We start from the raw sequence: 12,766 nt of genomic DNA on the forward strand, positions 1-12,766 counted from the left end.
ACCGCCGCCGAGCCTGAGCCGGGCGGCCGCGGTGCGCCGGTGTTCGTCGGCGTGTCCCACCGGGCCGCCGGGCCGTCCGAAGCGATGCTGTTCTAGCCGCGTGACCTGCGGTTATGTATTCGATTCGAGAGCAAAGGCGGTCTCGATGAGACCATGGCGAATGTTCGCCGCCCTGGCCGGCGTCGCGCTGGCGGCGGCCCTGTCCGGTGGCGCGCAGGCGGCCCCACCGCCCGGCCACGACTGCATCTCGCCCTCGGGCGAGAACCTCAACCAGCTCTACGGCATCAAGGAGCGCATCGTCGGCCCGCCCTCCTGCCGGAGCGTGCGCGTGGGCAAACCCTTCGTGCTGGTGACGCCGTCGTGGACCACGGCGGCCGGCCCGGACGGAGCCGTCTACCCGCCCGGGTACGTGCCCGAACTGCCCGCCCCGATCGACGACTTCAACGCCAAGTTCACCAGCGCGACGTACACGATCGACGGCGGCACCGACCGCGAGCGGGTCGTCACGGTCGGCCCCGAGGTGCTGCGGACCATGGTGGACGCGGCCGGACTGCCGTTCTCGGGCTTCCCGTCACCGCTCCTCAAGCCGCTGCGGGCGGGCACGCACACGTTCGCGGTGTCCATCGTGCTGTCCGCGCAGCACTGCGACGGCCTGGGCACGGTCGTCGCGCTGAACTGCCTGCCCGCGGGAGAGTCCGAGTGGTTCCCGCAGACGCCGTTCGAGGCGGTCGAGAAGTACGGGACGCCAGGACGGCCCTGAGCCGTGCCCGGTGGGTGGCGCCCCCGCGGACGGGGGGCGCCACCGGTCATCGGGGTGTCACGGACTCGTGCAGGACAGCGTCGGCGGGTTGTTGGTCCCGCTGTGGTTGCCCAGGAATCCGAACGTGGTGCTGCCACCCGAACCGAGGCTGCCGTTCCAGGACACGTTCTTGAACGTGGTGGAGCCGGTGGCGTTGGTGTAGGTGCTGCTCCAACTCTGGTTCACGGACTGGCCGTTGGCCCAGGTGGCCTTCACCGTCCAGCCGTTGATCGAGGTGCCGCCCGCGGTCACCTTGACCTCACCCTGGAAGCCGTTGTTCCAGCTGCCGATCTGGGTGTACGTCGCCGAGCACGCGCCCGGCGGGATGGACGGCGCCGGGGACGACGGCGCCGGGCTGCTCGGCCGCGGTGAGGCGGCACTCGGCGACGCCGACGCCGGCCGCGACGGCGACGGCGACACGGGGTTGGTCGGGGCCGGTGACGGCGGGTTGTTGATGCCGGTCACCTGGCCGTTGCCGCCGTCGAAGATGACGTCCGAGCAGCCGTAGAAGGTCTCCTGGCTGTCCGAGCGCTTCCACACGGAGTAGATGACGTGCCGGCCGGACTTGCCCGAGGGCAGGTTGCCGTTCCAGTAGTAGTAGCCGTCCGGGGCCGGGCCCGACATCGGCGGGTGGTCGATGCTCAGGAACGGCTGCTCCTCCATGTCCGCCCAGGTGAGAGCCTGGTTGGGGTTGTAGCCGTCCTTGGTGATGTACAGGTAGAACCAGCCCGGGTGGGCGGCCCAGTTGCTGTAGCGCCAGCTGTGGTTGGCGCCGGAGGTGAGGTGGGTCAGCGGCCAGTCGCTGCGCGGCGCGTCGAAGCCCGCGTACTTGGTGAAGCCGCCGCTGCACAGCGCGCCGTCGGGGATGAAGCCGCGGGTGCGGCCCTGCCCGTCGGAGCGCAGCACGCCGAACCAGTCGTAGAACGGCTGGGTGCCGCCCACGGCCGCCGCGTTCTGGCAGGCCCCGTTGGTCGGCTTGACCTCACCGGTGCTGGACTTGCCGTCCAGATAGCACAGGTACGTGCGGCTGCCCGGGGTGAGCAGCGCGCCGTGCGCCGCCGCCGTACCCGGGTTGATCATCGTGATGGCGAGGCCGGCGGCCAGTGTGGCGGCCGCCGCCAGAGCGGCGGCCTTGAGCTTGTTCATGTGCTGTCCTTTCCAGCACGGGCACGCGTCGCCGCTCCGGAGGAGGAACCCGCGGGCTGCGGGGGAGTACGGGGCGGGCGGAACGAGCCGTGCTGCGGATGCGGGATCACCCCTGCCGCGGCCACGGTGGGCCGGGGACAGGGGTCGAGGACGGTCCGTCGCGTCGGCGCGGCTCACGCACTGGCCGGGGTGCGCTCACGGCTGCCCTCGCAGCACCACGGCATCGATATTCCACCATGTGATCAACCGCGTCGGCAATGGTTGCGTCGTGCCATCGCGGGTGCGAGCATGTGCCCGTGTCGATGACCGCGGTGCGCCGCAACGCCTGGTGGCTGCTGCCGGAGCTGCTGGCGCTGGCGCTGGTGGCCGGGCTGTTCGCGGTGGCCGGGCCGGTGGACCTGAAGGACACCATGGCCGAGCGCGTCGCGGCGATCCTGGCCGCGTCGTCCCCGGCCGAGCACCACCAGCACGGCCACGACGTCGCCGCCGCGGACACGGTGCTGTGCACCGCGGAGACCATGGGCCTGGAGCCCGCCGACGCCCGGCGGGCGCAGGACGTGCGGGTGGTGTACGCGTACTTCTTCTGCGCGGCCGGCGAACCCGGGCAGCCGTGGGACTTCGCGGCCCGCATCTCCGGCCCGGCGGTCGTCGAGCTGACCGACCCGCCGAAGGTGCGCATCGCCGAGGCGGGGCTCGGCTATCCCGACCGGGTCAAGGCGATGCTGCCCGACCAGTACGAAGCCTGGGCCTTCGGCGGATTCCACGACCCGAGCCTGCCCACGGCCCTGCAGCAGCGGTACCTGGACGAGGTCGCCAAGGGCTGAGGCCCGGCGACCGGCGGCGGGGCCGCCGCCGCGGGCGACTAGGCTGATCATCATGCGATTCGGATTGTTCGGCACGGGCTACTGGGCGGAGCAGACCCAGGGCGCGGCGCTGGTGGCCCACCCCGAGGCCGAGCTCGTCGGCGTGTGGGGGCGTGACCCGGCCAAGGCCGCCGCGCTCGCGTCCCGGCTGGGCGCCCGGCCCTACGACGACGTCGACGCGCTGATCGCCGACGTGGACGCGATCGCGGTCGCGCTGCCGCCCGACGTGCAGGCGCCGATCGCGGAGCGGGCCGCCCGCGCTGGCCGCCACCTGCTGCTGGACAAGCCGCTGGCGCTGACCACCGCCGACGCCGACCGGGTCGTCGACGCCGTTGCGGACACCGGCGTGGCCAGCGTCGTCTTCTTCACCTCGCGCTTCGACCCGGACGTCACCGCGGCGCTGGAGCAGGCATCGGCCGCGGGCGGGTGGAGCTCGGCCCGGGTCACCATGTACGCCTCGATCTTCGCGCAGGGCGGTCCGTACAGCGGCTCGGCCTGGCGGAAGGTGCACGGCGGGCTGTGGGACATCGGCCCGCACGCGCTGTCGCGGCTGCTGCCCGTGCTCGGCCCGGTGACCGAGGTGACCTCGCTGGCCGGCGCGCACGCCACCAGCCATGTGCTGGCCCGGCACGACAGCGGTGCGATCAGCGTGCTGATGCTGACGCTGGACGCCCCGCCGACGGCGCTGCTGTTCGAGTACCAGCTGCACGGCGAGGCCGGTGTGCTGGACCTGCCCGGCGGCTCCGGCGACCCGGTGGCCAACTTCGGCCGCGCGATCGACGAGCTGCTCGCCGAGGCCCGGCACACCCGCGAGGGCGGCCCGGCGCACCCGTGCGACGTGCGCTTCGCCCGTGAGGTGGTCGCGGTGCTGGAGGCGGCGCAGCTGTCCCAACAGGAGGGACGTACGGTCGCCCTGCGGTGACCGGGTCCGGCAGGTCCCGGACCAGGTGGGCACTGGATCGTTCAAGCGATCTGGAATCGTGTCCGGGCAACCGTTGACACCGCAGCGGATCATGCAGCAACGTGCCGTTCATGACCGAGTACGCCTATCCGCTGCGCGCCGGCGACCTGATGGTCGAGCGGTACCGACTGATCGACCGGATCGGCGTCGGCGGCATGGCGGTCATCTGGCGGGCCCGGGACGAGACGCTCGACCGCCTGGTGGCGCTGAAGGTGCTCGACCCGCGCCTGTCCGGTGACGAGCGGCTGCGCGAGCTGGCCCGGCGGGAGGCGTGGGCGGTGGCCCGCCTCAACCATCCGGACGTGGCCGGGGTGCACGACTTCGTGCGCACCAGCACCCCGGACGGCCAGGAGATCGCGCTCATCGTGCTCCAGCTCGTGGCGGGCGAGCCGCTGGCGGACCGGATCGCGCTCGGTGCGCTGCCCTGGCGGGAGGCGGTGCGCGTCGGCGCGCGCATCGCCGCGGTGCTGGAGGTGGCGCACCGGCGGGGCGTGGTGCACCGCGACATCACCCCGGACAACGTGATGGTGCACGGCGAGCAGGTCACCGTCCTCGACTTCGGCATCGCGGCCCGCATCGGCGAGCCCGACGACGACAGCACCGGCGCCAGCTTCGGCACCCCGGCGTACGTCGCCCCGGAGCGGCTGGACGGCATGCCCGCCGAATCCGCCACGGACGTGTACGCGCTGGGGGTGGTGCTGTACGAGATGCTGACCGGTCGCCCGCCGTTCCGGGTGCGCGGCTGGGACGACGTCGCCGCCGACCACGGCCCCGTGGTGCCGCCGGATGTCGCCGAGCTGCCCCGCTCCGTGGTGGCGCTGGTGACGGCGGCGCTGAGCCGCGAGCCGGCGGCGCGTCCGACGGCCGCCGAGTCGGCCCGGGTGCTGCGGGCGGCGCTGGTGCGCGCGCCGCGGCGGCTGCTGCCGGTGGCGGCGGTCGCGGCCGGCGTCGCGGTGCTCGGGGTGCTGGCCTGGACGCTGCCCATGCGCGACTCCCCGGACGACCCGGGCCAGGCGGTCGGCACGACGCCCGCGAGCACCCCCGGGTTCGGCACACAGCCCGCGTCGGGCAGTCCGTCCGCCGGGCCCGCCACGCCGCCCGCAGCGTCCCCGGCCGCGACCGGGACCAGGCCGACGCCGGGCCCGTCCACCCCGGACGGGCCGACGGCCGGCCCGTCGGCAGCCCCAGTCCTCAGCGTCAAGCAGGCGCAGGACGCCGCGCTGAAGACGGTCGACGACGCCTTCGCCGACGGCAAGGTGCGCGTCGACGTCGCGACCGACCTGCGCAACACCGTGAACAACCTGGTCCAGGCCAGGCCGAAGGGCACGACGCTGGCCGAGCAGGTGCAGGCGGCCCACCTGAAGATCGACCAGCGGGTCGGCGAGGGCACGCTCGCGTACGAGGTCGGCGAGCGGTTGCACGACGACATCGCGGCGCTGGGGCGGGCCCTGGCGGCCTGATCGGGGCCGGAAAAAGCTACGGGCCGGGCGACCTGGAAAGGTCGCCCGGCCCAGTCACCCGGCGGCGTGGACGCGTGGGTCACCCACCGCCGGGGAGGCTCTACAGGCCGTTGGCGCGGATCACGTCGCGGTACCAGTGCGCGCTGGCCTTGGGCGTGCGCTGCTGGGAGGCGTAGTCGACGTAGACCAGGCCCCACCGCTCGTCGTAGCCTTCCTGCCACTCGAAGTTGTCCATCAGCGACCACACGTGGTAGCTCTCCAGGTTCACCCCGTCGGTGATGGCCCGGTGCGCGGCGGCGAAGTGGTCACGCAGGAAGACCATCCGGCCGGTGTCCTGCACGGTCCCGTCCGCACCCAGCACGTCCGGGCACGGCAGCCCGTTCTCGGTGATGGTCAGCGCGATGTCGCCGTAGTCCTTCTTGACGCGGGTCAGGATGTCGTACATGCCCTCGGGGTAGATCTGCTGCCAGAACGCCTCGCTGGTGGGGTGCTTGCGCACCGTCTCACCGGCGCCGGTGACGTAGATGGGGCAGTAGTACTGCACGGCCAGCAGCTCCACCGGCGACGAGATGACCTCGAGGTCGCCGTCCTTGATGTGCTGCTGCATCGGCGAGAAGCGGGCCACGTCGTCGAGCACGTCCTGCGGGTAGTGGCCCTTCAGGATCGGGTCGAGGTACAGGCGGTTCTCGTAGCCGTCGTACAGCACGGTGGCCTGCTGGGCCTCGGGGGTGTCGTCGGCGGGGTAGCACGGGTGCAGGTTCAGCGCGGGGCCGATCCGGGTCTGCGGGCTCAGGTGCGGGCGCATCGCCTGCACCGCGAGGCCGTGTCCCAGCAGCTGGTGGTGGGCCACCACGTACGCGGCGGCCTCGTCGCGCTTGCCGGGGGCGTGCGACCCGTACAGGTAGCCGTTCTGCACGATGGTCTTGGGCTCGTTGAGGGTGAGCCAGTTGGGCACGGCGTCGCCGAGGGCCTCGGCCAGCACGGCGGCGTACTCGGCGAAGCGGTAGGCGGTGTCGCGGTTCTCCCAGCCGCCGATGTCCTGCAGCTCCTGCGGGGTGTCCCAGTGGTACAGGGTGACCATCGGGGTGACGCCGCGCGCGTGCAGGCCGTCCACCAGCCGGCGGTAGAAGTCCAGGCCCTTGCGGTTGACGGGGCCGCTGCCACCGGGGACGACGCGGGGCCAGGAGATGGAGAAGCGGTACGACCGCAGGCCCAGCTCCTTGATGAGGTCGAGGTCGGTGGACCAGCGGTGGTAGTGGTCGGCGGCGACGTCGCCGTGCTCACCGTTGCGCACGCGCCCCGGAGTCTTGGCGAACGTGTCCCATACCGACGGTCCGCGGCCGTCGATGGCGGCGGCACCCTCGATCTGGTAGGCCGACGTCGCGGCGCCCCAGATGAAGCCCTCGGGGAACTGCAGCCCCATCGAGGTGGGCGACGGATGACCTGGCATGCGGTGCTCCTCAAATACTGGGAAAAGGACTGATCATGGATGGGAACGCTCCCATGATCAGGTACAGTTGTCCTCATCCCGGTGACGGGTGGAGATGTGGTGGTAAGACTTTCGCATATGTGGCGCAAGTCTGGTGCTGATGGGCGCTGAGGCGGAGAATGCCGATTGGTATGGGGACGGGGAAGGGCAGTCCCCGCCCCCATCGGGTGCTCACGCCCTGTGTCTGCCGAGCGGCAGGGTCACGAGGCAGCGTGACGCGCGGGAGCCGTTGGCACGCGACGTAGTCGCGAGCTTCACCTCCTCTCCGGCACCCGGAGGGAGGTCGGTCGCCGGTCGTAGGGAGATCGGCGACCGACCGCCTCTGGGAGCGGCCGGCGATGGCGTCCGGGCGGGCCATCGACGGGACGAATTCTTACATTGATGAACATCCGTGGAAGCGTTCCCATGGACGTTTGTTGGAACGATAGCGACATCTGAGCCGGAGGGGAAGACCCTTCATCGCCCCAGAATCTCTAGGCAACCACCAGGAAATCCTTGGCTGGTAACCGAATCGGCCCCGACCTGCGGAAGCGCTCCCACGGGCCGGGCGTCGATGTGTCGGGCGTGTTTCCACATTGACACGAACGAGCGCCGCGGACGGCCTCGGGCGGGCGTCGTGGCCCGGTTCGGCCGCCGCTGCGCCCGCCCCGGCGGCACCGCTCGGGGTGAAGCTACCGTGCGGCGGGATCCCGCCACAGCGTCCACTGTGGCGGGCCGGAACGCATCGGCGGCTGCCCGGTCACGGTGAAGCCGTGGCGGCGGTAGAAGCTCAGATTGCGCTCGTTGGACGACTCCAGGTAGACCGGCAGGCCGGCGGCGTCGAAGCGGGCCAGCCCGTCGGCCAGCAGCGCCGAACCCCGGCCGGTGCCGCGCGCGGCGACGGTGGTGCCGATGAATTCCAGGTACCAGTGCTCGGCCGGCTGCCGCTCGTGCAGGCGGTCGATCTCGCCCATCCGGCCCAGCAGCCGGGGCAGCCGGGTGCCGGTGGCGCGGAGCAGCGGCAGGGCCGCCCGGACGACGGCGGGAGTGGGCAGCTTCCACTCGTGCGGCGGGGCCCACATGGTGACAGCCTGCCGGTCCGCGGTGGTGAAGACATGGCCGCGCGGGATCGCGTACCGCAGCAGGGCCGCGAAGATGCGCTCCAGGCGGCCGTGGCGGCCACTGGGGGGAACCATCCAGCACCACACCGGGTCGTCGCCGAAGGCCTCGGCCAGGGTGGTGGACAGGACCGGCAGATCGGCCGGTACGGCGACGCGAATGTCATTCACATCCGGCATCCTGCCCCACTTCCCGCCCCCGCACGACCCCCGCCCGGCATCGCGTCCTGCAGTTTCGGGGAAAGCGGCTGAACCCGGATCGTGATCCGTGCGATCTCCCGGGGTGCGGCGGCGTTCCTGCCGATAGGGTCGCCGCATGACCGATCATGGGCAGGACAGGCCGCTGGCGGTGGTCAGCGGCGCGGGCACGGGCATCGGGTCGGCCACCGCGCTGGCGCTGGCCGAACGGGGACACGACGTCGTCGCGATCGGACGGCGGGCGGACGTGCTGGAACGCGCCGCCGAGGGCATCCGCGCGGCGACCGGGGCGGCGGTGACGGTGATCGCCGCCGACCTCAGCGAGCCCGACGGAGCCGGACGCGTCGCCGAGGCGCTGGCCGGGCGGGCGGTGGACGTGCTGGTGAACAACGCGGGCGGGTACGTCGGCCGCGACAGCGACGGGCTGACCGCGGTGGCCGACCAGTGGCGGGCCACCTTCGAGACCAACGTGCTCACCGCCGTGCTGCTCACCGAGGCACTGCTGCCGCTGCTGCGCCGCCCCGGCGGCCGGGTGGTGCTGCTGAGCTCCATCGCCGCCCAGCGCGGCGGCGGCGGGCCGTACTCGGCTGCCAAGGCCGCGCTGCACGGCTGGGTGCTGGACCTGGCGGCACAGCTCGGGCCGGACGGCGCCACGGCCAACGTCGTCTCACCCGGCTACGTCGCCGAGACGGAGTTCTTCGCCGGCCGGATGACGCCCCAGGGCCACGCCGCACGGGTGGCGCAGACCCTGGTCGGACGAGCCGGACGGCCGCGGGACATCGCGGACGCGGTGTGCTGGCTGGCGGGTGAGTCGGGGGGCTACGTGACCGGCCAGATCATCAACGTGAACGGCGGCTCGGTCCTCGGCCGCTGACCGCGCCCACGTACCTGTTCGCCGGCATCCCGCCTGGTCAAGCCCGGCGGATGTTAAGAAGGGCACCTTCTACAACCCGGAGCGTTGTGAAGGTGCCCTTCCTTTGGTTTCAGCCCTTGACGCTGCCGGCGAGCAGGCCGCGGACGAAGTAGCGCTGCAGGGAGAGGAAGACCGTCAGCGGGACGATGATCGAGACGAAGGCGGCGGCGGTGAGCCGCTGCCACTCGTTGCCGCGGTTGCCGGCCAGCTCGGCCAGGCGCACGGTGAGCGGGGCGTTCTTCGGGCCGCCCGCGAAGATCAGGGCCACCAGCAGGTCGTTCCAGACCCAGAGGAACTGGAAGATGGCGAACGAGGCCAGGGCGGGCACGATCAGCGGCAGGATGATCGAACGGAAGATCTTCGCGTGGGTCGCGCCGTCCACCCGGGCCGCCTCGACGAGGTCGCCGGGCAGCTCCGCCATGAAGTTGTGCAGCAGGAAGATGCCCAGCGGCAGGGCGAAGCAGGTGTGCGCGAACCAGACCGTGATGAACTTGGCCGGGCCGTCCAGGTCCCACGCGGGCAGCAGCTGGAACCCGCCCAGCGAGACGCCGTAGTTGAAGAAGGACAGCAGCGGGATCAGCGCCATCTGCAGCGGCACGATCTGCAGGGCGAAGATGCCGATGTAGATCCAGTCGCGGCCGCGGAACCGCGTCCAGGCCAGGGCGTACGCGGCCAGCGCGCAGAACGCCAGCGGGAACAGCACCGACGGGATCGTGATGACCAGCGAGTTGACGAAGTATCCGGCCAGCCCGCCCGAAGCCGAGCGGGAGCCGAACAGCACCTGCTCGTAGTTCTCCAGGGTGAACTGGGGATTGCTGAAGAAGTTCCACCAGCCGTTGGACTTGATCTCGTTCTCGGGGCGGATCGAGGAGATCAACACGCCGAGCGTGGGCACGGTCCACAGCAGCGCGATCACCAGCGAGATCGCGCTCGCGGTGCGGCTGGTCAGCTTCTTGCGCACCCGCCCCGCCACGGTGGGCGGAACCTCGGCGTCCGGCGCTGCCAGAACGGTCTCCGTACCGGTGCTCATCGTTCCTCCTCGCTGCGCTCGTCGTCGCGATGGGCTGCCCTGAACTGCTCGATCCGCTCGCAAAGCTCGCTCATCGTTCCTCCTCGCTGCGCTCGTCGTCGCGATGAGCTGCCCTGAACTGCACGATTCGCTCGCAAAGCTCGCTCATCAGCGGGCCCCCTCCAGCCGGCGGCGGCGCATCAGGCGCACCTGGTAGATCACGATGGGGATGACGAACAGGAACAGCAGCACCGCCAGGGCGGCGCCCTTGCCCCTCTCGTCGGCCCGGAACGAGTACGTGTACATCTCGTTGGCCACCACGCTGGTGCCGAACTGGCCGCCGGTCATGGTGCGCACGATGTCGAAGACCTTCAGGGTGCCGATGGAGATGGTGACCAGCACGACGACCAGGGCCGGGCGGATGCTCGGGATGGTGACGCGCCAGAACATCTGCCCCGCGGTCACGCCGTCGATGCGGGCGGCCTCGACGATGTCGGCGGGGATCGCCTTGATCGCCGCGGAGAGCACCACCATGGCGAAGCCCGCCTGGATCCAGACCAGCACCACGATCAGGAACAGGGTGTTCCAGGGCCCGTCCAGCAGCCACTGCTGCGGCGTGCCGCCCATCGCGACCACGAGCTGGTTGAGCAGGCCGATCTGGTCGGCGCCCTCCTGGCGGTACTCGTAGACGAACTTCCAGATGATGCCCGCGCCGACGAACGAGATGGCCATCGGCATGAAGACCAGCGACTTGGCGAACGACTCGAACCGGGAGCGGTCCACCATCACCGCGTAGACCAGGCCGACCGCGGTGGAGACGGTGGGCACCAGCAGCACCCAGAGCAGCGTGCTCAGCAGTACGCCGTACTGCACGGGGGTGGCGCCGAAGTCGGGCAGCATGCCGGAGTTCTTGTCGGTGAAGATCCAGAGGAAGTTCTCCAGGCCCACGAACTCGGTGGAGTCGGCGTTCATGAACGCCAGGATCATGGTGCGGATGGCCGGCACGACGAGGCCGACCAGCAACAGCAGGCCGGCGGGCGCGAGCAGCCCCAGCGCGATCCACCGGTCCTTGCGTGCCGGCAGCACGTCCAGCACCAGCAGCAACAGGCCCACCACAGCGGCGAAGGCGATGACGCCGTACAGCAGCATCATCAACTTCGGGGCTTCGGCGGTGAAGTCGAAGTTCACGCGTGTCTCCTCGGGGACCGGTCGGGAGGAAGACTACGCCGTGTGAGCCCCGGACCGGGACCCACACGGCGTAGAAAGATCGACTACCGGCTCACTTGGGCCAGGTGCCCTCGATGAAGTCGAGGGTGGCCTTGGTGTCGGTGCCGTTGATCCAGTTGGTCATGCCCTTCCAGAAGGAGTTCGCGCCGACGGCGGCGGGCATCAGGTCGGAGCCGTCGAAGCGGAAGACCGCCCCGCTGTCCTGCAGGATGCCGACCGCCACCTTGTCGATCGGGTTGGACACGTTCGCGACGTCCAGGCCCTTGTTGGCGGAGATCCAGTTGTTCAGCTTGGCGCGGCTGTTGGCGAAGTCGGCGCTGGCCAGGTAGGTCTGCACCGCCTGGGTGGCCGGGCTGTCGGTGAACGCGCCGACGAACTCGCCGCCGCCCAGCACCGGCTTGCCCTTGGCCGGGTCGATCGCCGGCAGGTAGAAGGCGAACGCGTCGCCGTCCTCGGCGACCTTGGTGCCCTTCGGCCACTGGTTGGCGTAGAAGGACGCCTGGCGGTGCATGCCGCACTTCTTCTGGACGACCGGCAGGCCGCCGTCCTGGAAGGTGGTGGTGGCGATGGACTTCACGCCGCCGATGCCGCCGTTGACGTACTTCTCGTTCTTCAGGATCGAGCCCACCCGGTCGGTCGCCGAGACGATCCGCGGGTCGTTGAACGGGATGGCGTGGGTGACCCACTGGTCGTACACGTCCGGGCCCTGCTCGCGCAGCAGCACGTCCTCGATCCAGTCGGTGGCCGGCCAGCCGGTCGCGTCCTGCGAGCCGATGCCCGCGCACCACGGCTTGATGCCGGCGGTGACCATCTTCTCGCTGAGCGCGATCATCTCGTCCCAGGTGCCCGGGACGGTCCAGCCCTTCTCCTTGAACAGCGAGGGGGAGTACCACACGAACGACTTCACGTTGGCGCCCAGCGGGGCGCCGTACAGCGTGCCGTTGACGGTGCCGTATTTGAGCCAGTCGGGCGAGAAGTTCTGGGTGGCCATGGCCTTGGTCTTCTCGCCGGCGGCCTTGAGCTTGCCGCCCTTGGCGAAGAACTCCAGCAGACCCGGCTGCGGGATGAAGGCCAGGTCGGGAGCGTCGCCGCCCTCGACGCGGACCTTCAGCTGCGCCTCGAACTCGCCGCTGCCCTCGTACTCGATCTTCACGCCGGTGCAGTCGGCGAACGCCTTCCAGGCGTCCTCCAGCAGGCCCGCCTCGGCGTCACGGATGGGGGAGTAGATGGTGACGGTCTCGCCGGCGATGCCGGTGTAGTCCTTGTAGGCGGCGCACTCGGGGGTGTCGAGCTTGCCCTCGGCGGTGGGTTCGGACGTGCCGCCGCATGCCGCGACGGTGAGAGCCAGAACGACCGCACCGGAGAAGGCGAGCAGACGCCGCTGTCTGTGGGATGCCATGGAGTTTCCTCCTCGTGAGCTTGTCGGAGCGCAGCCCCAGGAACCGGACTACCGCAAGGTGACGCAAGCCATGCAAGCGCTTTCGGTCTCGAACTGTCCAGCGCTGACAACAGTAAGGTTCGTAACGATTCGGAAACCACCCCCGAACCTGTAATGACGATCATCCGGGTTCCCCACGGCTTGGTGTTGTGGGCTACACTGGCCC

The 12,766-nt window shown here is 70.8% G+C and carries 11 protein-coding genes; 5 read left to right on the forward strand and 6 right to left on the reverse strand.

The window, feature by feature from the left end; translation table 11 throughout:
- Positions 1–145: 145 nt before the first annotated feature.
- Positions 146–760: a hypothetical protein gene (locus tag Cco03nite_RS06560; RefSeq protein ID WP_203689759.1), complete on the forward strand. Its 615-nt coding sequence runs from the start codon at positions 146–148 to the stop codon at positions 758–760.
- Positions 761–817: 57 nt separating this feature from the next.
- Here the strand turns inward: Cco03nite_RS06560 and Cco03nite_RS06565 are convergent, their stop codons facing one another.
- Entirely contained in the window at positions 818–1,945 is a 1,128-nt protein-coding gene (locus tag Cco03nite_RS06565) for a lytic polysaccharide monooxygenase auxiliary activity family 9 protein (RefSeq protein ID WP_203689769.1), read from the reverse strand.
- Between the two features lie 296 nt (positions 1,946–2,241).
- On the opposite strand from Cco03nite_RS06565, the gene Cco03nite_RS06570 reads away from it, so the two are divergent.
- From Cco03nite_RS06570 to Cco03nite_RS06580, 3 genes are all read left to right on the forward strand, one after another.
- On the forward strand, positions 2,242–2,769 hold the full coding sequence (locus Cco03nite_RS06570; RefSeq protein ID WP_203689772.1) for a hypothetical protein: 528 nt from the start codon (positions 2,242–2,244) through the stop codon (positions 2,767–2,769).
- A 49-nt stretch (positions 2,770–2,818) separates the two neighbouring features.
- The gene (locus Cco03nite_RS06575; protein WP_203690073.1) at positions 2,819–3,730 is read left to right on the forward strand and encodes a Gfo/Idh/MocA family protein; all 912 of its coding nucleotides are present in this window, start codon (positions 2,819–2,821) and stop codon (positions 3,728–3,730) included.
- Positions 3,731–3,840: 110 nt separating this feature from the next.
- Positions 3,841–5,229 carry a serine/threonine-protein kinase gene (locus Cco03nite_RS06580; protein WP_203689774.1) on the forward strand — a complete coding sequence of 463 codons (1,389 nt, stop codon included), beginning with the start codon at positions 3,841–3,843 and terminating at the stop codon, positions 5,227–5,229.
- Between the two features lie 100 nt (positions 5,230–5,329).
- On the opposite strand, the gene Cco03nite_RS06585 is transcribed toward Cco03nite_RS06580, so the two are convergent.
- Both Cco03nite_RS06585 and Cco03nite_RS06590 read right to left on the reverse strand, forming a co-directional pair.
- The gene (locus tag Cco03nite_RS06585) at positions 5,330–6,679 is read right to left on the reverse strand and encodes a GH1 family beta-glucosidase (RefSeq protein WP_203689776.1); all 1,350 of its coding nucleotides are present in this window, start codon (positions 6,677–6,679) and stop codon (positions 5,330–5,332) included.
- A gap of 710 nt (positions 6,680–7,389) precedes the next feature.
- Positions 7,390–7,986, reverse strand: a complete 597-nt coding sequence (locus tag Cco03nite_RS06590; RefSeq protein WP_203689778.1) for a GNAT family N-acetyltransferase — start codon at positions 7,984–7,986, stop codon at positions 7,390–7,392.
- Positions 7,987–8,131: 145 nt separating this feature from the next.
- On the opposite strand from Cco03nite_RS06590, the gene Cco03nite_RS06595 reads away from it, so the two are divergent.
- The gene (locus tag Cco03nite_RS06595; RefSeq protein WP_203689780.1) at positions 8,132–8,887 is read left to right on the forward strand and encodes an SDR family NAD(P)-dependent oxidoreductase; all 756 of its coding nucleotides are present in this window, start codon (positions 8,132–8,134) and stop codon (positions 8,885–8,887) included.
- A 109-nt stretch (positions 8,888–8,996) separates the two neighbouring features.
- On the opposite strand, the gene Cco03nite_RS06600 is transcribed toward Cco03nite_RS06595, so the two are convergent.
- The 3 genes from Cco03nite_RS06600 to Cco03nite_RS06610 all read right to left on the reverse strand — a co-directional run bounded on the left by Cco03nite_RS06600 (position 8,997) and on the right by Cco03nite_RS06610 (position 12,561).
- Positions 8,997–9,956 carry a carbohydrate ABC transporter permease gene (locus Cco03nite_RS06600; RefSeq protein WP_203689782.1) on the reverse strand — a complete coding sequence of 320 codons (960 nt, stop codon included), beginning with the start codon at positions 9,954–9,956 and terminating at the stop codon, positions 8,997–8,999.
- A 147-nt stretch (positions 9,957–10,103) separates the two neighbouring features.
- Positions 10,104–11,123, reverse strand: a complete 1,020-nt coding sequence (locus tag Cco03nite_RS06605) for a carbohydrate ABC transporter permease (RefSeq protein ID WP_203689784.1) — start codon at positions 11,121–11,123, stop codon at positions 10,104–10,106.
- A gap of 91 nt (positions 11,124–11,214) precedes the next feature.
- Positions 11,215–12,561, reverse strand: a complete 1,347-nt coding sequence (locus tag Cco03nite_RS06610) for an ABC transporter substrate-binding protein (RefSeq protein ID WP_203689787.1) — start codon at positions 12,559–12,561, stop codon at positions 11,215–11,217.
- Positions 12,562–12,766: the final 205 nt, after the last annotated feature.

Source organism: Catellatospora coxensis (assembly GCF_016862635.1).
Classification (GTDB): Bacteria; Actinomycetota; Actinomycetes; order Mycobacteriales; family Micromonosporaceae; genus Catellatospora; species Catellatospora coxensis.